Source organism: Streptomyces sp. R28, assembly GCF_041052385.1.
Lineage (GTDB): Bacteria > Actinomycetota > Actinomycetes > Streptomycetales > Streptomycetaceae > Streptomyces.
This window is the reverse complement of record NZ_CP163439.1, coordinates 7,952,985-7,972,854: the sequence shown is the minus strand read 5'-3', so window position 1 is coordinate 7,972,854 and position 19,870 is coordinate 7,952,985. Positions and strand designations below refer to the sequence as shown.

Below are 19,870 nucleotides of genomic sequence, written 5' to 3'. Positions count from 1 at the left end.
GCCGTGCCACGACGCCGAGCAACCAGTCACCTGCCGAGCCAGCGCCATCGACCTACGCGGGCTTCGCCCATGTCGGGTCACTCCCGGGCCAGAAGCGACCCGTTCACTCGCACCGAGGAAACCGATCTGTTTTCCCAGGTGGAAACAGATCGGTTTCCCATCGACGTGAAGCCCATGACCAGCGACCGAGGGGAAAAGTGAGTACCACCTTCGACCGCGGGGCACCCGCCTCCGGGAAAACAGACTCGGGCCGCCGCGGCTCACATGCCGTGCGCTGGTGGGTGCTCGTCGTGCTGGGCGTGGCACAGCTCATGGTCACGCTCGATGCGACCGTCGTGAACATCGCACTGCCCGAAGCGCAGCATGACCTCGGTTTCAGTGACGGCAGCCGGCAGTGGGTCATCACGGGGTACGCCTTGGCGTTCGGCAGCCTGCTGCTGCTGGGCGGCCGACTCGGTGACCTGTTCGGCCGACGTACGACCTTCGTGACCGGCCTGATCGGTTTCGCGGCCGCATCCGTCGTCGGCGGTGCGGCCGGCAGCTTCGAAATACTCGTCGCGGCACGCGTGGCCCAAGGCCTGTTCGCCGCGCTGCTCGCGCCCGCGGCGCTCTCACTGCTCAGCGTGACCTTCACCCGGCCCACCGAAAGGCCGAAAGCCTTCGGCATCTTCAGTGCGCTGTCCGGCGCGGGCGCCGCGGTCGGACTCCTGCTCGGCGGCATGCTCACCGAATGGGCGTCGTGGCGCTGGGCGATGTACGTGAACGTCATTTTCGCGGGCGTCGCGCTGGCCGGTGCGCTGCTGTTGCTGGCCAAGCCCGTGGTCACCGAACGGCCCAAAATCGATATCCCCGGCACCGTCGTAGTGAGCGCCGGGCTGTTCGGCATCGTCTACGGATTCGCGCACGTCGAATCCACCAGCTGGACCGACCCGGTCGCCCTCGGCTCCATGAACAGCGGCGTGGTGCTGCTCGCGGTGTTCGCCTGGCTGGAGCTCAGGGTCGCGCATCCACTGCTGCCGCTGCGAGTCGTGCTGGACCGGACCCGAGGTGGTTCGTTCCTGGCCGTGTTCGTCCTGGGCATGGGGATGTTCTCGATCTTCCTGTTCCTGACCTATTACCTGGAGGCCGGCATCGGCTACTCGCCGATCGAGGTCGGCCTGGCATTCCTGCCGATGGTCGGCGGCATCGTCGCCTCGTCCACCACGGTGCCTTCACTGCTGCTGCCAAGGGTCGGCCCGAAGGTCGTGGTCGGCACCAGCTTCCTGGTCGCCGCATCCGGTATGGCCCTGCTGGCCCAGCTGGCACTGGACAGCACCTACGTCGCCCACATCATGCCCGGCATGATCCTGCTGGGTCTCGGCATCGGCGGGGTGATGACCACCGCGTTCCAGGGTGCGACCGCAGGCGTGCACCACGAGGACGCGGGCGTCGCCTCGGCGCTGATCAACACCAGCCAGCAGGTGGGCGGTTCGATCAGCACGGCGCTACTGACCACCGTTGCCTCATCGGCCACGACCGACTATCTGTCCTCGCACAAGCCCGGCGCGCTGACCGCGGCGCAGGCCGGGGTCGAGGGCTACACGGCCACCCTGCAGTGGGGCGCCGGGATCTTCGTGGTCGGTGCGGTGCTCGCGGCGTTCCTGATTCCGAATCGGGCTCTGGCGCCGTCGGAGGGCGAGCTCGTGATCGCCCACTGAGCCTGAATCCACCGTGGTGAGAAATGCCCTGCGCTGATTGGTGCTCTCAAGGCACCAATCAGCGCAGGAAGACAGGGGAGACAGGGGAGACAGGGGAGACAGGGGAGACAGGGGAGACAGGGGAGACAGGGGAGACAGGGGCATCTACGAGATGGTGCCCACCTCCACCCGCACGTTCGAGCGATGCCGGGCGCGTCGAACACGGCAAGGAGGGTGAGCGCACAGATCCTGGAGGCCGCGATGGCAAAGCCGACGTCCGGCCGCCACCCCCACCAAGGCGCCGCCACCCCCATCAAGGCGCCGCCCGACTTGTACCGCCTCCTCGCAGGGTCGCAGGGGTTCGGGCCGCTGCGACAGATCACCAGCGGTCTCCGCTCGCCCCTCTCCTGCGCATCCGAGACGACGCGGCCCTGGCCCGGTGCTGGATGAACGAAGCCCGAGAAGCCCGAGCCCGATAAACCGATCGGTTTCCAACCGGCCGGAATCGAGTTAACCTCACAATATGACCACCGAAGCAAAGCCAAGCTCCCGAGAGCGACTGTTGGAGGCAGCGGCCACGCTCACCTACCGAGACGGCGTCAACATCGGCGTCGACGCGCTGTGCAAGGCGGCGGGGGTGTCGAAACGCTCCATGTACCAGCTGTTCGAGAGCAAAGGCGAACTCCTGGCGGCGAGCCTGGAGGAACGCACCTCCACCTACGTGACGGCGCTCCTCCCCGCGGCGGACGACAACCGTCCACCCCGCGAGCGGATCATGCACGTCTTCGAACAGGCGGAATCACAAGCGAGTGCACCCGACTTCCAAGGCTGCCGGTACCTCGTCGCGCAGATCGAGCTCAAAGACCCGAACCACCCCGCGAGCCGGGTGGCCCACCGGGTCAAGGAGAACCTGACAGCCTTCTTCCGCGCCGAGGCCGAACGGGGCGGGGCGAGCGACCCGGACCTGCTGGCCCGGCAACTGATCCTGGTCTTCGACGGCGCCAGCGCCCGCGCGGGAATCAAAGCCGACACACCGACAGGGCTCCTCGCTCCCACCGTGACCGTCCTACTCGATGCGGCGGACATGCGCTGACGCATCGCGTCACGAGCAGTCGCGGCGGCCGATGCACGCGGCGAAGTGTCGATGAGCATGCCGTGCCCCAGGGAGAGGCGCGACCTCGTCACCCTCAGCCGCCAGCAGGCTCACGGCCTCACAGGCATCCAGCACTCCGGACCAACTCACGGGGCAGAGCCCTGATCGCCAGGCGATCGATCACCAACGCCTGCGAGGAACTTGATCGAGCCCGAAGGAGAGGCTCACCGCTTGGGGTTGCACGCAGAAACCGATCGGTTTACGGTGGTGAAACCGATCGGTTTCTCGCCGTGAGGGCGAGTCTCGAACCCGAATCCCCAGGAGTACGGATGACCGCCGCGCGCAACGCCGAGGGGCAACGGACGACCCCGCCTCCCAGGCTTCCGGCGAAGCTTGCCGCCCACCCCTCCGTACAGGCCGTACTCGCCCGGCGCGAGGCCGGTGACGCGGCGAGCCCGCCGCCGGTGATCGACGCGGCCTGGCTGCGCGAGCTGTGTCTGGCGGCCGGCGCCGACGACGCCGCTGCGGTCACCCTGGACCACCCCGACCTGGCCGGCGAGCGCGCGCATGCGCAGTCCGCACTGCCCGGCACCCGTACCCTGATCGCGATGGCGGTCCGGATGAACCGCGACAACTGCCGCTCCCCCGCCCGCAGTGTGGCCAACCAGGAATTCCACCAGACCGACGAACAGGCCAACCACGCCGCCCGCAGCGTCACCCAGGCACTACAGGACGCCGGCTACCGCGCGCTCAATCCATCCGTCGGCTTCCCCCAGGAGATGGACCGCTTCCCCAAGGAGCGGATCTGGGTCGTGGCGCACAAGACGGTCGCGGTGGCCGCCGGGCTCGGCGTGATGGGCCTGCACCGCAACGTCATCCACCCGAAGTTCGGCAGCTTCGTCCTGCTGGCCACCGTCCTGGTGGATGCCGAGGTGAGCGAGTACGGACAGGCGCTGGACTACAACCCCTGCATCGACTGCAAGTTGTGCGTCGCCGCCTGCCCGGTCGGCGCCATCGCCAAGGACGGCGCCTTCGACGCGCTGGCCTGCACCACGCACAACTACCGCGAGTTCATGAGCGGGTTCACCGACTGGGCGCAGACCGTGGCCGACAGCGAGGACGCCGCCGACTACCGCTCCCGCGTCACCGATTCCGAGAACGCCTCCCTGTGGCAGAGCCTGTCCTCGCCGCCCGGCTACAAGTCCGGCTACTGCCTGGCCGTTTGCCCCGCCGGCGAGGACGTCCTGGGCCCGTACCTGGACGACCGCAAGACCTTCATGGACACCGTGCTGCGACCACTGCAGGACAAGAAAGAAACCCTGTACGTCCTGCCGGGCTCCGACGCACAGGAGTACGCCCGGCGCCGCTTCCCCCACAAGCCCGTCAAGGAAGTCACCGGCGGCTGGCAGCCCCCGGCGAAGCGCTCCGCGTCCACCGACCGAGAGACACGTACGTCATGAGTGGCACCCACCCCTTCCGCGTCCTGCGTGCCAGGCCGCTGTGGATCGCGAACGGCGTCATCACGGGCGTACTCGCGCTGCTGTTCGCCGTGTTCTACGTCGGCGCCAACGTCGACCCGGCCGGCCACATGAAGGAGTTGCCGGTTGGCCTGGTCAACGCCGACAAGGGAGCCGCTGTCGGCGGCAAGCAGCTCAACCTCGGGGCTCGGATAACCGAGTCGGTCAAGAAGTCCACCGCGAGCGGGGACAAGATCGACTGGAAGGTGATGGACGAGAGGGAGATGAGGGAGGAGCTCGGCAAGGGCAAGCTGTTCGGCGCGCTCGTCGTCCCCGCCGCCTTCACCTCCTCCGCCACCGCGCTGACCGGCACAGCACCCACCGGACCCCCGGCCCGCCCCACACTGACGGTGCTGACCAACCAGTCCGCCGGCAGCCTGGGCTCCGGCCTGGCCCGGACGGCGACGACCCAGGCGGCCGAGAACGCCTCGCTCCAGGTCGGCAAGGAGCTGACCGCCCGGATCGGGACCGCGCAGGCGAAGCTGCCCGCAGCGGCACACGTCCTGCTCGCCGACCCGGCCGCCGTCACGGTGAAGGACGGCCACCCCCTCGACTCGCACAGCGGCCTGGGCCTCACGGCGTTCTACTACGCGCTCACCCTCGTGGTCGTCGGCATGCTCTCCGCCAACGTCCTCAGCGGCCAGGTCGACCACGCCCTCGGCTACACCCACAACGACATGGGCCCCCTGCGCCGGCACCGCCCACTGATCCGGGCGACCCGGATCCAAACCCTCGCCATCAGCAGCACCCTCATGACCGGCCTGTCCCTGCTGATGGGCACCCTGGTCATGGCCGGCGCGGTCGGCATCATGGGCATGGACGCCGCCCATCTGCCCCTGCTGTGGCTGTACTCGGTGTGCGCCATCGCCGTCACCGGGATCGGCGCGCTCACCCTCCTCGCCGTCTTCGGCACGCCCGGCATGCTGGTGGTCACGCTGGTCTTCATCGGGATGGCGGTGCCCACGTCCGGCGCCACCACCCCCATCGAGGCACTGCCCGGCTTCTACCGCTTCCTCGCGGAGTTCGAGCCCCTGCGGCAGATCACCGGCGGAATCCGCTCGATCCTCTACTACGACGCCCAGGGCGACGCGGGTCTGACGCGGGGCTGGCTCATGATGGCGGCCGGACTCACGGCGGCCGCACTGTTCGGCTTCGGCGTACTGGGGTGGTACGACCGCAAGGGACTGCACCGCATCCCGGCGGAGACGAAGCCCGAGAAGACCGCCGTCCCGGCGTAACGGCAGGACACCCAAGACGGGCCATTGCTCGGAGTGTCCCCGGCGCGTGTCGCCCTGCCGGGGACGACAGGCGCGCACACCATCATGGCTCAGCGACGGCCCTTTCCCCCCAGGACATCGCCGAGCCTCTGCCCGGCACCCCCGGAAACCGATCGGTTTTCATTTCGTCCACTTCAGGTTAACCTCACGGCATGACCACGGAAGTGAAGCTGAGCCCCAGGGAGCGACTGCTGGAGGCGGCGGCCACGCTCACCTACCGAGACGGCGTCAACATCGGCGTCGACGCGCTGTGCAAGGCGGCGGGGGTATCGAAGCGCTCCATGTACCAGCTGTTCGAGAGTAAGGACGAACTCCTGGCAGCGAGCCTGAAGGAACGCGCCTCCGCCCATGTGGCGACTCTCCTGCCCGCGGCGGACGACAACCGTCCACCCCGCGAGCGGATCCTGCACGTCTTCGAACAGGCGGAATCACAGGCAGGTGCACCCGACTTCCAAGGCTGCCGGTACCTGGCCGTACAGATCGAACTCAAGGACCAGAGCCACCCCGCGAGCCGGGTCGCCCATCAGGTCAAGGCGAACCTGACCGCCTTCTTCCGCACCGAGGCCGAACAGGGCGGCGCGGCCGATCCCGATCTGCTGGCCCGTCAGCTCACCTTGATCTTCGACGGCGCCAGCGCCCGCGCGGGAATCCAGGCCGACAACCTCACCGGGCTCATCGCGCCCACGGTGACCACCCTGCTCGACGCGGCAGGCGTGCGCTGACGCATCACCCGCCCGGAACGCTCCCCCATCTCCCGGCACCCGAGGGAAGCCCGATGGCCGTCAGCGTGTTGCCGAGCATGCCGCACGCGAAGAAGCCCGCGGTCGCGTCGGCATCGACATCGGCGCCCAGCGACAGGTGCACGGTCTCCCAGATCCTCATCCAGCCGGCCCGGACGACCTCGCCGATCAGGTCGTCACCCTGCGCCTCGGCGGCCGCCACGGCGGCGTATCCCTGCATCTGCATCAGGAGCGTTTCGGGGCGCGTCGAGATCAGCTGCGCGTAAGCGTTCGCCATGGCCTGAAGAGCCCGCTCGCCGCCCCCCACTCCATCGGCCGCCCCCTCGAAAGCCAGACGGGTGTCGTCCATGCTCCGCACCAGCGCGGCGAGGAAGATCGCCCTCTTGTCCGGGAAGAGCCGGAAGAGATACGGCTGCGTGACTCCGACCCGCCGGGCGATCGCCGCCGTGGACGTGCCGCGGTAGCCCGTGCGCGCGAACTCGGCGACCGCCGCGCGGATGACGCTCTCCCGCCTCTCCTGCGCGCCGATCCTGCCCATGGCGTCACTCCCCTGCTTGAACTTGCACACGGAAACCGATCGGTTTACTCTATCGGAAACCGATCGGTTTCGAGCGAGCACGGGAGTCCATGATGACGACAGATCGACCAGTGGCACTCGTGACGGGTGCATCGTCCGGCATCGGCAAGGAAACCGCGCTCGCGCTGGTGGCGGCGGGTTTCGACGTCGTCGGAACGGGCCGTGACACCTCACGCGTCACCCCGCTCGGCGGTGTGACGCTCCTCGACCTCGACGTGGTCAGCGACGCCTCGGTCGCCGCCGCGGTCCAGGAGGTGAGCGAGCGGTTCGGGCGGATCGACGTGCTGGTCAACAACGCCGGCGTCGGCTCGATGGGTGCGGCGGAGGAGACCTCCGTCGAGCAGGCCCGGTCCGTCTTCGACACCAACGTCTTCGGGGTCATGCGCATGGTGAACGAGGTCCTGCCGCACATGCGCGCTCAGCGACGCGGGCGCGTCATCAACATCTCGTCCGTGCTCGGGTTCCTGCCTCAGCCCTACATGGCCGCCTACGCCGCCTCCAAGCACGCGATCGAGGGCTACACCGAGTCCCTGGACCACGAGGTCCGGGACCACGGCGTCCGGGCGCTCATCGTCGAACCCGCCTACACCAGGACCGGGTTCGAGGCCAACAGCGCGAAGCCCGACACCCCCCTGCACGCGTACGCGAAACAGCGGCAGACGATCGACCGCGTCATGGCGGAGGCCGTCAGGGACGGCGACGCCCCCGCGGTCGTCGCCAAGGCGATCGTCACGGCGGCGACCGCCCCGAAGCCGAAGCCGCGCTACACCGCCGGCCCTCTGGCCGGACGCGCACGCGTACTGCGCCGCCTCGCCCCCGCCCGGGTCTTCGACAAGCAGATCCGCAAGATGAACCAGCTGTCCGGCTGACGCCCAGCCGCTGCCTGGGCTTTCGGAACAGCCGTCCCACCTCCACCAGACAGAGGACACCTTGATGCCAGAGCGCAATCCCATCCTGATCACCGGTGCCGCCGGCGAAATCGGTGGTGTGAGCCGGACGATGGTCGACATGCTGCTCGAACAAGGGCACCCGGTACGGGCCTTCGTCCGCCAGGACGACGAGCGCGCGCACTCGCTCCGCCGGGCCGGCGCCGAGGTCTTCGTCGGTGACCTGCTCACCATCGCCGACGTGACCGCCGCACTGAAGGGCGTCCGGCGCATCTACTTCAGCATGAGCCTCTCGCCGTACTACACCGACGCCGTGAGCCTGATGGTCGCGGCGGCGCGAGACCGGGGCGACATCGAGGTGTTCGTCAACATCTCCGAGTACGAGCAGTCGTTCATGACGTTCGAGAAGATGACCGCGCCGGAGGAAGAACGACGCGCGTGGCTCGGCGGACTCATCGCCGACTGGTCGCCGCAGCAGCGGGCCCACTGGGTCGCCGAGCAGGTGCTGGACTGGTCCGGCCTCCCGACCGTCAACATCCGCGGAGCCATGTTCGTCGAGAACCCGCTGATGACCTGGCTGGCCCTGGAGCCGCTGAGCAGAGGTGAACTGCGCCTGCCCTTCGGCGACCACCGGCTCGCGCCCATCGCGGGTTACGACGTGGCGGAACTGTGCGTGAAGATCCTGACCGACCCGGCACCGCACATCGCGAAGTCCTACGCCCTCAACGGCCCGGAGCTGAAGGACATGCATGGCTTCGCGGAGGACTACGCCGCCGTACTGGGCCGCCCGGTCACTTACGTTCCCGAAGACGTCGAGACCTGGAACGAGACCTACGTCGACACCGCCCTGGCCGCGCTCCCGCACACCGCGGAGCACCTGAAGACCCTGACCAGACTGATGGGCGGCGGCGGGTACCGCGGCACCACCGACCAGCTCGAAACCCTGCTCGGACGCCCGCCGAAGACGGTGCGCTGGGCACTGGAGAACCACCCGCGCATTCGGAACCTGACGGCTTCCTAATGGCCCAGATCACGTCGACGCGTCAGCGGGCTGGTCTCGCGCTTTCATGAAGCGGGCTGTACGGCAGGCGGCCAGGAAAAGCAGAAAGCGGACTGCCTCGCGGACGTCGCGATGCTCCGGTGCGAGCCGACCGTCTTGGGCCCGGCCACCTCCGACCCGACCATCTCCCACCTGATCGACACCCTCGCCTCCTCCAGTGAGAAGCCCTACGGGCCAGCCGGTCCGCACGGCCCGAAGTCCGCAACCGTGCGTGGTCGTTGGCCGGCGAGAACACCCCCGACGCCGACGGCCAGGTCATCGTCGATCTCGACCGCGTCCTCGTGACCGCAGACCCCGACAAGGAGGAGACGGCCGCGACCTGGAAGAAGACCTACGGCCACCACCCCCTGGAAAAGCGGCCGTAACGCCCGCACCGCACATCATGCGCACGCACAAAACCGCAGGTCAGGAGCCCTTAGCAGCAGGCTCCAGAATCGCCACACACTCCACATGATGAGTCATCGGAAACACGTCAGGACGGGGGAGGTGAGAAAACGAGCAGGTCAGTGACGGTTCTTCGGTATCCATGGAGGGCCGTCAGAGGCGCGGAGCGTCAAATGAGCGTCACGACAGAGATGCGGGAACTCTGCCAGACGGCCTGCGGCAAGGCCGTATGCCTGCCGCCGCGCCAACTGTGATCGGCATCGGTAGAGCACTCGCACGGGAGACCAACAGTCGTCGCGGTGAGCGGACCCACCCCATGTTGGCTATCCGCCCGCATCCCGACGCGTGGAGCCCAGGGTCGTGAAGTACGCGCTGACGGAGCCACGGGCCGCCGTGCTCCGCGAGATCGCCGCTGCTTCCAGTGCCTTGCCATCCCACCCACGCGTACACAGACGGCCTAGGCTCTGGAGCAGCGGAGGCAGATCAAGAGAGGCTAACGCGGCAGCGAAATCTCCATCTAGCCTCGTCGCTCACCCGAGCATGCTCCGGGCGCGGGCAACTCGCGTTGGCTCGTGCGCGAAGCTGCGCCGACGTCAACACACCGGCGATGAGCAGCGCCGCAATCACTCAACCCGAGCTGGGAGCGCGAGCTCGATTCTCGGCACCCGCTCCAGATTCAAGCTCCGCCTACGAATCTGTCTGTCCAAACCTGTCACCCCAGCTCGTGAGACTGCCCATACAGTTCGACGGCTGTCGCCTGCGTGTGAGGATGTCCCGGTCCGAGTACCAGAGTTCGGAGTTCCAGCACTTTGGACAGCATGTGACGCGCCTCTTCAAGCCTGCCGGCCCGGTAGTAGGCACGCGCCAGGAGATCCATGGTGAAGAGAGTATGAGGGTGCTCGGGTTCGAGGATGTCACGCTGGGCACGGACGATCTCTTTGATCGAATCTGCGAGGCACAGGCCGTACAACGCTCGGGCACGGAGCAGCATGTCGAAGGAAGCGATACGAAGCGCCAGCTTCCGGTCCGGAAGGCTCTGGGCAAGTCGATGCAGTTCCACGAGCCAGTCCTGGCGGCCAGCGGCCAGCGCCCAATGCGCGGCACCGGAGAGAGCTGCCGGGTCGAGTCTCCACCGATCGCTCTCCCAACGACGAGCCCGAAACGCGATTTCGCCATACCGGCACGCCGAACGGACATCACCGAGTTCGTAAGATGCCCGCCCCAGCAGGTCGAGAGCCATCAACCGAAGGGCCAAAGGCACGTTCTTCGCCCGCCTCCACACATCACGGAGCATGAGCAGTCGCTCACGCGCCTCGGCAACGTGCCCCTGCTCGATGAGGAAGTCACATGCCGCCAGCAGGGCCCGACAGCCGACCTCCGTGGTCATGCACCCAGGGTCGATGGCGTTGAGGGCGGAAGCACTCGCCTTCCAAGAGGCCCAATACCTCCACTCCGCATGACCTTTGCTGTCGGGTACCAAGCCGAGCAGCATCACCTCGGCCAACTGCCTGGCCCGTTCGAGGTCCGTCGACGACAGCACATGCCGCACCAACTGGCAGGTGAGCCAGACGAGATGGACCTCCCCATTCACCACTCGGACGAGCCCGCTGCGCTCCAAGTCCGGCACCACCGTGGTGGAAAGGCCGTACAGGGGCACTTGTCGATCGGACGGCAGACCTGTCACAGCCGAACGCCATTGCTGCCAGCGCGAAGGCCCGTCCAGGAGGGACATGGGGTATGGCGCGCCGTCCATCAAGGCGAGGGCTCCCAGGACAATGCGCGGGGCGAGCCCTCCACTGTCGGACAAGGCCTCCACGGCTCTGCGGACCTCGGCCACCAGCGAAGACCTGCACCCACCGGGGCGCGCGTCGCCGACCAGCACATGGGCCTGGAGTCTCGCTCTCTCGAGGAACTCGTCGACGGTCGTATCCGGCGTGAACCAGCGGACCGCGCCGCCAAGGGCAAGAGGCAGATCTCCTAGGTGCTCCGCCAGCCGGTCGGCCTCCGAATCGGCCATGCCCTCAAGGTTGGCGGTGAGAAACCGTACAGACTCCTCGCGGTCGAAGGGTCCGACCTCCACCACAGCCGGAAAGTTCGGCAAGTGCCGCCACCTATCTGCAGGTGCACGCGAAACGACGATGAGTTGAAGAGCGTGGTTCAACAGCATGTCAGGCAATGATTCGGGGCCGGCGACATCGTCGGCCAACAGCAGAACCGGTGGGCCCCAGTTCGGGACGAACTCCCCGCTGCGTGAGGCCACGTACTCCTGAAGGTCATGCGACCACCTGACCACGGCCCCGAACTCGGGCTGCGCCGAGCATTGCGTGTACACACCGTGCTCGATCACATGGGTCTTGCCGACTCCGGCACCGCCGACCACTACCACGGTCCCGTACCGGTTCAGTTCCCCCGCGATTCTGCTCGTCAACGCGCGCCGACCGACGGGGACAAGGCCACTGGCACGGGAACCCGCCGCCCCACGGGCTGCATCCTCCGGAAGAGTCACGCGACTCGCCTCTCATGGACTCGGCTGCGTGGCCGAGAAGTCAACCGGTCGGTAGCTGCACGCATTACTGGCTTTCCTGTCAAACGACACGCCGTCGACGGCGGTTACGTCACCGCACATCCGCGTACCAGTGCTCGGTGGTGCTCAGATGATCGAAGCCGACCCATTCCTGTGCCAGCCGTTCACCGCCCAACAGGAGGTCGCGCACGCGGTCGCGGTGGCTGGGGTCGAGCCAGGAGACCAGCTCCTGGACCTCTTCCGGCGTGGTCCACGCCTCCCTGGGTAGACAGCGGCTCGGTCTGCCGAGTTGCAGCAGAGCGTCGTACAACTCGACGGCCGGGCGCACCGGCACGCCACGTACGTAATTGCCAGCACGGATAGGGAAAGCCAGTCCGCTGGGATCCAGGTCTCCGAAATAGGCGATCTCGGTGATCTGGTCCCGCGCGGTGAGGCTTCCGATGGACCGCTGGAAAGTACCGCCACTGCCCCACGCAATATGACCGATCCGGTGATCGATGTGTCCGAGCATGTGAGAGATCGACCAGTAGGTGGTGGAGTTCTCGATGACGAGAAGCTTGTGGCCCTCACCCACCTGGTGATGGCCGCCGAGGTTCTTGGCCAGCCTCTTTGAGCTAAAATCCTTGCTGAGCAGAGGGGGGTCGACATTAAACGCGTTGATCAGATCCAGCAGCCGCTTCGTGTCGGAGAAGAGCGGTTTCGCCGCCAACGTGTCGAATAGCTTCTCAGCCGGGTGATCAGGCCGCCAGAAGAACGGATGATGACCGAAGATCTGCAGTGCCCTCTCACGCAGGGGGATACGCATGCCTCTGTCTCCGCGGTGCAGCCAGGTATTCAACGCCTCATAGGCGGCGCGGATCCTGTCCGTGGTCCTGGCCAGGATCCAATATTCCTCGATGTCGGCCAGTTCAGTGACCCAGGGCGGCATCGGTGGAACGCTCTTGACCGCAGAATGGACGGGCTTCAATCTGATACTGACAGGCAGCGGTGTTCGTCGTTCTCGGTCCGTCTTCGGTGAGGGCTTGATGTGACCCGCTTCAGCCAATTCTCCGAGATACTCCCAGAGAATCCGATTCGGGAGTTCCCCACTTCTTCCGGGAGGCCGTGGCATACTCAAGAAAATTGCCTTCACGTCAGTTATTTCGATGTTTGACTCGGTTTTCCCCTTCCAGCCGTGCTCGAATTTCCACTCATGCAGCCTGGAAAGGAGCTCAAGTGCTCCTTCATTCGTCGCCATCGACGGCGTCTTCCTTGGTGAAGTAACGGGACGCAGAGATCTGCGAACCGTTTCCCGCCAACGACTCATCCAGATAGCGCCCGAAGGTTCCCTCCACAGACAAGTACTTACGCCGGGCGCGCAGGTCGGCGTCGTTGCGCAACCTCACCACCAAGGGGAAGGTGTCCAGCGCATTGGTGTCGAACAAGCCTGTGGTGTAAATGAGCTGGACCCCAAGTGCCTGAGCGACCGACTGCTGGAGGCGCAACAGGTACGTGGTGGAAGCCCTACCGATCGGGTTGTCGAGGAAGAGCACACCGGAGTGCTGATGCCCAACCCGGCCGCGGTCGTTGGCACGCAAGGCCGCCATGGTGCAGTACAGGATGATCGCCGTGGTGAGGAGCTGTCCTCCGGAGAACACGGCACGGATGTCGGACACAGGCACCCTTTGGGCGAGCAACACGGAGTCGGGTTTGATGATCGTCACCCTGAAGCCTCTCGGCGCCCCGGCGGCCACTCCCTTAAGGATCAGGGAAAGACCGTCGCGCTTGGGCTCTCGCCCCGCTTCGAGAGTCGTGATCGTGCTCTTCGCCATGTCATCCACAAGCTGCCCCATGCGATCGAGCAAGGCCGCTTCAGGGATGCTTTTGAATCGGATCCTCAGGAAGTTCTGGCCGGACCAGTCGCCGAGCCCTTTGGGCAGCCGCGAGAATCGCTCAGCCCGCCGTAGGGTCTCAAGTGCTTCCGTGACTTGTTGAGACAGTTGCTGGACGATTGCGTTCCGGTGGCGGCCGATCGTATCCAGATCATCGGTGAGCGAGCGGAGGCGTCTACGCATGGCTCCGGTCCACTCGGCTGCCCGCTTGGGCAGTTCGGCCCGATCGATCTCGAGGATGATCTTACGACTGCTGGTCTCCAGTGGCAGGAACCGGCCCCGGTTCGCATGCCGGACCAACTGATCAGCCAATCGGCGTTCTTCGTCCTCCGCCACCGATTCCCGCTTCCGGCACTCGTCATGGGCGGTACGGGCCGCCCGGTGCTCCGCTGCGGCAGCGGTCGTGTCGCCCTGGAACGGTTCGGGACCGGACAAGCCTGTGATGGGCGCGAACTCCGAGAACTCCTCGCCGCCCAAAAGGAGCTGCCCGAATCCTTTGCGAGAGGATTCGGCCTGCTCCAGGGACTCCACCAGATACTGCCCATGCCGAGTCAGCTCCGACACGACCCGGAACGCCTCGTCCCGTGTCTGCTTCGCCATTTCCACCAGCCGTAGGCCGTGGACGACATGGCGCGGCCTCTCGAACGGAGTCAGGTCGAGCTGTGAATTCGGAGTGATGAACTTCTCGAACTCCTCCTTACGGCGCGCCGAGTGCGCACTTGACTCGGCCGCTCGACGGCGCAGTTCTGGGGCGGCCTGTTCGGCCAGTCGGCGCGCCAGTTCGCGGGAGGCGCCGTCCGCTCCGTACGGGCCGTTCAACAGGTTGTGCGCGACCCCGACCACGCTGTCCGCGTGATCCTCGAGTTCAGCCGCGATCAGTGACGTGTCGTTTTCGGCCTGGCGCAGATCATTGAGCAATCGGTCACCGGCGGACGCGCGCAGATACGTCTCGACCGTACGTGCATAGTCTCGCCGGAGCACTTCCAGCGGTGCGCTTGCGCATTCTGTCGTTGCCGACGGTTCGACATCCAGGGGAAGTGCTGTCAGTTCTTCCGAGAGCCTGCTGGCGGAGGCTCGCATGCCGTCCACCTCACGCAGCAGCCCGGCAGCCTGTTCACGACCCCGCCGGGCCTTCTCATCGGCATTCCTGGCCGCTTCCCGCTCCCGTTCGCCCGCCTCCCTGTGCAGGGCTGCCGTGCTTTCCCAGCCTGGAACGCGCGCCTCCTGATCGGCGAGGCTCGTCAGATGATGTGCTCGCTCGTCGAGTCCCCGCTGGGCGACCCGCACTGGCTCGGTCTCCTCCAGCGCCGTGTCACGGGCTTCACCCAACTCGTCGTGGGCCACGCGCAGTTCCTCGACCTCCTGTTCCCCGGCCTCGACGAGCCGACGCCGTTCCTCCGCCTGCTGCTGGAGTTCGGCCAGACGGCCAGGCGGGAAGTCCCTGCGCCATTCCTCGATCCTGGCCACCAGAGTGGCCGCTGTTCCACGCCGTTCGGCGAGTTCGGCGAGCCGCTCCACACGCCGATCGTGGCGCTGTCGTACCAGACGGCGTTCCACATCCGCGGCCCGCTCGTCGTAGAGCGCCGGATGCGCGTCCACAACGAAGCCGACCCCACCGATCTCAGAATGTGTCCGGGTCACGGCCTCCGTCGTACCAACCGCGAGGAACACGCTCGGGTGAGGCTCTTGGCTGTTGACGAGTTCTTCCGCCGCCGAGAGCTGGGCAGGGTTGTTCAGCAGAACGCCGCTTGCCAGCTGCGGTACTTGCCCGACGAGGGTTCGTCGGCGCTCGACATCCGGGATCGCCGCCAAGTATTCCCATCCGGTCCAGGCGGTGATACCGCCCTCCGCGAGGATCTCCTTGACCCGCGTTGCCTCTGGGGAAGCGGGCAGCAGTTCGGTGCTCTCCAATGCGATGCGGGCCCTCTCGTCCCGGGCCTCGGCGACATGAAGATCCGTGATCTCGGCAACTGCCTTGTCCTGAACCTCGGCCAGCCGGCTCCGCAGCGCCTCCGCGTCAGTCTCCAGGTCCTGGGGGCGTTGCCCCAGGAGATCGGGAAAGGCGGGGTCTGCACCCAGCGCATCCTTGCGAGCCGCGGCCGCATTCCACTCCTGGTCGGCGGTGTCGAGGGCCCGGTGCAGCACGGCAAGTCGTCTCTCCGACACGCGGACAGTCTGCGCTGCCGCCTGCTGCTCGACTTCGAGCCTTTTGACCTCTTTCTCCAGTGCCTTGAGCCGACTGGCGTTGTCCGCCGCGGCCGCCTTGGCCTGCTCCAGCGCCGCGGCCGCAGAGACGCCGGGGGCGAGCAGACCGCCACGCATCGCGTCCGCGATCAGGTCACGTACTTCACCCACGCGCTGCTCGGCCGTCTCGGCTTCCTTCACCTGACTGATCGCGCGGGCGAGCGCGTCATTGTGTGCCTTTTGGTCCACCTCGGCCTGAGCAGCAGCGGCCGTGGCCTCCGCCTCGATCCTGTCCGCCTTGTCACGAAGTTCCTTGACTCCGTCGCGGAGTGCCCGGATCAACAGGGCCGCCGCCTTGTCCCGGGCAACCAGCGCGGGACGCGCAGCCTCCTCGGCGGCCGCCACCAACGCTCGGAGGTCGCTCACCCGTTGCTCCGCGCTGAGCTGCCGCAACACAGTGGGGACGACGTTCCAGGCCGCCGATTCCGCCTCGGCACGAAGGGCTTCTGTTTCCGCCTTCTCGGCTTCCGACTGGGCGTCATTGAAGCGGAGTTCAGCCAGCAGCCTTTCCAACTCAACAGTGACTGCTTGAAGTCGAAGATGCTCAGTGTTCGCCGACGCGCTCTCGGCAGCGAGTTGCTCCGCCTCCTTCTGGATCCGGCGAACAGCTTTGGCCTCCTCTTCCGCCCGGACCTTCAGCCTCCCCAGCAGGTTGGCCATGTCCTGCGCCGCAGTCCTCCGCCGGTCGCGAGCCTCGTCGGCACTCGCCCGCGCGTCGGCAAGGGGCCGGAGGATGTCCAACGCGCCTTGGGCGAAATCCCGTTCGAGCAGCAGCTCGGTGCGCAAATGGAGGCGTCCTGCATAGGTGTCCAGCAGGTCCGCGAGTTCCTTGGCCGGGTCGGTGGGTAGGACAGCTCCGAGCAAAAAGTTCACGAAGGCGATGTCACTGGTGAAGGAGAACGCCTCGGCTGCCTCCCCCTCGTCGGCGTTCATGCTGCGCTGATACTTGAAGAGCTCGGGGTCCAGATTCAGATCCGCCAGCCGCTCGGACCACTCGCCTTGCCGCTCGAACTCGTCGTACTCGAGGGTGGGGTCGGCGGCCTGCGCCTTCTGCAGTTCGAGCAAGTAGTCAGCCCGGGTCCGATAGTAGTTGTTTGCCGAGAAGGGGAGGTTGTCGAGGCTTAGAGCGGAGGTGGGGCGGAAGTGGTACCAGCGTTCGATCAGGTTCCGCGGATCGGAGGACTCCCGCCGATCCTTCCACTCCATCACCTTGCCGGTGATCAATCGACGGCCGCTGCGTGCGTGCGTCCATTCCAGGACCACATGGGCGGTGTCCTTGGGCAGGACGAAGCGTTCCAGGACGCCTCCGCCACTTGTGCCGACGACCTGCCGACGACCGGGAAGCACCACCGAGAAGATCAGCTTGATCAGAACGGACTTTCCACCTCCGTTCTCCAGGAAGAGAACAGTCGCGGGTGAAGGGCGGCGCACCGACTCACCAGCGCCGAACAAGGACATACGACGGTCGGAGACCTGGCGACCGACGGCACTGAAGTCGAGGAGAACGTTCTGGTAGCGGGCTCCGGCCGGCCCGACGGACTGGAGCATCACCCGGGACAGCTCATACATCGGCGCCGGCCTTCGTCACGTCGTGCGGCTCGGAGGCCCTCGCGCCCGGCACGCCGGTACGAAGTGTTCCGCTCGGCTCGGTGATGTCGGAGATCGCGCCGAGGCGAAGCAGTTCCTCGAATGCTGCCGTGGAGGCCAGTTCACGCACCTGCACCTGGTAGCGAGGTGTGGTGCGGAAGACGTTCTCCTCCGTTTCGTCGTCCTCGACCATCACCAGGAGTCCCTGTTCCATGAGAAAACGCAGGGCGCGGGAAGTCATCCCCCGGGTGGAATTGGGGGCGACACGCTCGTCCTTGGTCTCCGAGACCTCAGGGCGGCGTGCGTAGGCCCGCCAGGCCCGCTCCAACTCCGGGGCGTCTGTGGGGGCATCCTCCGTACTCTCGGCCTCCGCCGCCCGGCGCCCCAGCTTCCGGCAGATCTCCCGTACGGTCTCATCGACGACGCTCGCCTTGACCCGGCCGATGTAGCCGTCGTCGGCGAGGTCTGCGGGGCGGGGAAATGCCAGCGCCGCCACCGCGAGATGGATGATGCCGTGCAACGCTCTCTCCCCCTCGTTCCGATGATGTGACGTGCGGGCGTAGTCCTCGATCCTGGTCTCGAAGACCGAACCGGTGACGGCGGCCAGGACCATTCCCGTGCCATGGCCGACGTCGACCACATGGAGGCCGAGGCTGAAGGCGATCCGTTCGGTCAGAAAGCGGAACGCGTCGTCCTCGCGATAGCGGCGGACGAGACTGTCGTACTCACGATCCTGCGTAGGATGCAGGCGCGGACGCATGCCGAAGGCCACCAGTTGGGCGGCGCCCTCCGCGTCGGAGACCGTGAAGGTGTCGCTCATTCGAAAGTGTCCTCGGGAAGGGGCGAGTCGGGATCGGTACCGTCGGGCGGGCGGGTGATCGGGACGGAACAGAGCAGCAGGTCGTCGCCGCCGAAGTGGGGCACGTCGAACCGGTCGCCTGTGCCCACCCCGACAAGGACCCGGGAGTCGCCTCGCGCGATGCGCTCGCCGACCTGCGGGTCCAGTGCGTGGAACGCGCGATGCAGAAGCAAGGTCGCGGTACTGCGCGCCGTGTGCTCGGCCTCCGCCAGTAGATCGCTCAACTGCCGCGGCGTGTCGCAGAAATCGAGCAGTTCATCGGTGGCGGCCCAGTCGCCCAAGGTGAAGGCGGGCTTCTCCGTCGTCTCGGCCAAGTCGAGTTCCGGAATCGCCTCGCCCAGCCGCTCGCGCTCCGGTGCCGTTCTGAGAAGTCTCGTGACCAAGGACGACAGGTCCATCACGGCAGGGGGTTCGGGGCCGACGGCATCACTGAAGAACCCCTCACCGACGGTGAGCGCATCGCGGAGAGACAGATCCAGTACGGGGTTGAGTACCTGCCCGTAGAGGTCCAGTACGGCTCGCAGCGGCAGTTCTGCGAACTGCTGTCGGTCCTGTTCCTCACGGAACACGGAGCGGGCCGTCAACAGCCGTTTCTGCAGCTGCATATGTCGGCGGATGCAGTCACGCACAATGGTGACCAGCTCCGCGGCCCGCTGTTTGTGAAGCGGTTCGTCGGACTTGTCCCGCGCCGCGCTGATGTTGCTCAGAATGCGATGCTCGAAGTCGTAGCGCTCCTCGATGTGGGCCAACGCGTGCGCGAGGAGTTCCGGCACCTCGCGCTCCCAGTCGACCGCGCGGATGTCCCGTGCCGTGGCATCGAGCAGTTGGCGCAGCATCTCCCCGTACTGGACAGTGCGGTAACGGGCTTGTTCAGCTGCGAGTTTGGCCTCAGCGAGCCTGCCTCGCTTGATCAGGCTGTCGAGCTTCACCTCCGCCGCGATCTGCGCCGACTCCACATCCGTGTCGAGCGCGCCGACCAAGACGTTGATCGCCTCATCGGAAGCGCGAAGGTAGATTTTCCCATCCCGACCTGCCCTCTCGACCAGCAGATTGAACTGGAAGCCGAAGCGACGATAGACACCGCTCCGGTCCACCGCACCGATGGTCTCGTTGAAACTCCGCTCCACGGTACCGACGTTGATCAGCCGCTGGAGCACGTGCCGTGCCACACTGCGGTGTTCCTCGGTCGTACGTTCCGGGGCTTGGAGGGCGACGAACCGCTTCACTTGGTCGACGACCTTCTCCTGGTTGGCCCCGGAGTCGAAGTCCATGGAAATGGTGACCTGGTCGATGGTGTGCAGCGCGATCTCCGCCAGCTGGTAGACGTCCGCCTTCACCCAGCGCAGGCTCCCCTTGTTCTCGTCCAACGCCTGCAGGGGAGCCGTACAGGCGAGAGCCTTGGCCCTACGGGCCAATCCGTCATCCGAAAAGTCAACGGCGGTCGGCTCGCGGCTGGCGTTCATGCCGCAGAACGCTAGTCAACCTGCCGGGCCCGTGGGGAGGAATGACCCAACTGCATCCGTGAGGTGAAGAACGGTAGCTAAACCCGGCATCGCACCCGAGTTCATCGACTA

General features: G+C 66.5%; 13 protein-coding genes and 1 pseudogene. 8 read left to right on the top strand and 6 right to left on the bottom strand.

The genetic code is table 11. The annotated features are described in order from the left end of the window. Positions 1–197: 197 nt before the first annotated feature. From AB5J49_RS35585 to AB5J49_RS35565, 5 genes are all read left to right on the top strand, one after another. Positions 198–1,697 carry an MFS transporter gene (locus AB5J49_RS35585; protein WP_369175364.1) on the top strand — a complete coding sequence of 500 codons (1,500 nt, stop codon included), beginning with the start codon at positions 198–200 and terminating at the stop codon, positions 1,695–1,697. A 502-nt stretch (positions 1,698–2,199) separates the two neighbouring features. Further along, positions 2,200–2,769, top strand: a complete 570-nt coding sequence (locus AB5J49_RS35580; protein WP_369172958.1) for a TetR/AcrR family transcriptional regulator — start codon at positions 2,200–2,202, stop codon at positions 2,767–2,769. 329 nt (positions 2,770–3,098) lie between these two features. Beyond that, complete coding sequence (locus AB5J49_RS35575; protein ID WP_369172957.1) at positions 3,099–4,229, top strand: 4Fe-4S binding protein; 1,131 nt, start codon at positions 3,099–3,101, stop codon at positions 4,227–4,229. Beyond that, positions 4,226–5,524 (top strand): SNG1 family protein, encoded by a 1,299-nt coding sequence (locus tag AB5J49_RS35570; RefSeq protein WP_369172956.1) that lies wholly within the window; start codon positions 4,226–4,228, stop codon positions 5,522–5,524. The genes AB5J49_RS35575 and AB5J49_RS35570 overlap by 4 nt, the downstream gene beginning before the upstream one ends. A 191-nt stretch (positions 5,525–5,715) precedes the next feature. Then, positions 5,716–6,285 (top strand): TetR/AcrR family transcriptional regulator, encoded by a 570-nt coding sequence (locus tag AB5J49_RS35565; protein WP_369172955.1) that lies wholly within the window; start codon positions 5,716–5,718, stop codon positions 6,283–6,285. Between the two features lie 4 nt (positions 6,286–6,289). On the opposite strand, the gene AB5J49_RS35560 is transcribed toward AB5J49_RS35565, so the two are convergent. Continuing rightward, positions 6,290–6,841, bottom strand: a complete 552-nt coding sequence (locus tag AB5J49_RS35560) for a TetR/AcrR family transcriptional regulator (RefSeq protein WP_369172954.1) — start codon at positions 6,839–6,841, stop codon at positions 6,290–6,292. A 92-nt stretch (positions 6,842–6,933) separates the two neighbouring features. On the opposite strand from AB5J49_RS35560, the gene AB5J49_RS35555 reads away from it, so the two are divergent. The 3 genes and pseudogenes from AB5J49_RS35555 to AB5J49_RS35545 form a co-directional block, all read left to right on the top strand. Then, a complete protein-coding gene (locus tag AB5J49_RS35555) occupies positions 6,934–7,749 on the top strand; it encodes an oxidoreductase (protein ID WP_369172953.1) in 816 nt (271 codons plus the stop codon). 64 nt (positions 7,750–7,813) lie between these two features. Beyond that, positions 7,814–8,788, top strand: coding sequence for an NmrA family NAD(P)-binding protein (locus AB5J49_RS35550; RefSeq protein ID WP_369172952.1), 975 nt, complete (start codon positions 7,814–7,816; stop codon positions 8,786–8,788). A gap of 90 nt (positions 8,789–8,878) precedes the next feature. Then, a pseudogene (locus AB5J49_RS35545) lies at positions 8,879–9,177 on the top strand (IS1380 family transposase); the annotation flags it as partial. A 746-nt stretch (positions 9,178–9,923) separates the two neighbouring features. On the opposite strand, the gene AB5J49_RS35540 reads toward AB5J49_RS35545, so the two are convergent. The 5 genes from AB5J49_RS35540 to AB5J49_RS35520 all read right to left on the bottom strand — a co-directional run bounded on the left by AB5J49_RS35540 (position 9,924) and on the right by AB5J49_RS35520 (position 19,759). Next, positions 9,924–11,717: a tetratricopeptide repeat protein gene (locus tag AB5J49_RS35540; protein WP_369172951.1), complete on the bottom strand. Its 1,794-nt coding sequence runs from the start codon at positions 11,715–11,717 to the stop codon at positions 9,924–9,926. A 109-nt stretch (positions 11,718–11,826) separates the two neighbouring features. Further along, positions 11,827–12,972, bottom strand: coding sequence for a hypothetical protein (locus AB5J49_RS35535; RefSeq protein ID WP_369172950.1), 1,146 nt, complete (start codon positions 12,970–12,972; stop codon positions 11,827–11,829). After that, on the bottom strand, positions 12,959–17,419 hold the full coding sequence (locus AB5J49_RS35530) for a hypothetical protein (RefSeq protein WP_369172949.1): 4,461 nt from the start codon (positions 17,417–17,419) through the stop codon (positions 12,959–12,961). Before AB5J49_RS35530 ends, AB5J49_RS35535 begins: the two co-directional genes overlap by 14 nt. Then, positions 17,412–18,257: a hypothetical protein gene (locus AB5J49_RS35525; RefSeq protein WP_369172948.1), complete on the bottom strand. Its 846-nt coding sequence runs from the start codon at positions 18,255–18,257 to the stop codon at positions 17,412–17,414. Before AB5J49_RS35525 ends, AB5J49_RS35530 begins: the two co-directional genes overlap by 8 nt. Continuing rightward, entirely contained in the window at positions 18,254–19,759 is a 1,506-nt protein-coding gene (locus tag AB5J49_RS35520) for a hypothetical protein (RefSeq protein WP_369172947.1), read from the bottom strand. The genes AB5J49_RS35525 and AB5J49_RS35520 overlap by 4 nt, the downstream gene beginning before the upstream one ends. Positions 19,760–19,870: the final 111 nt, after the last annotated feature.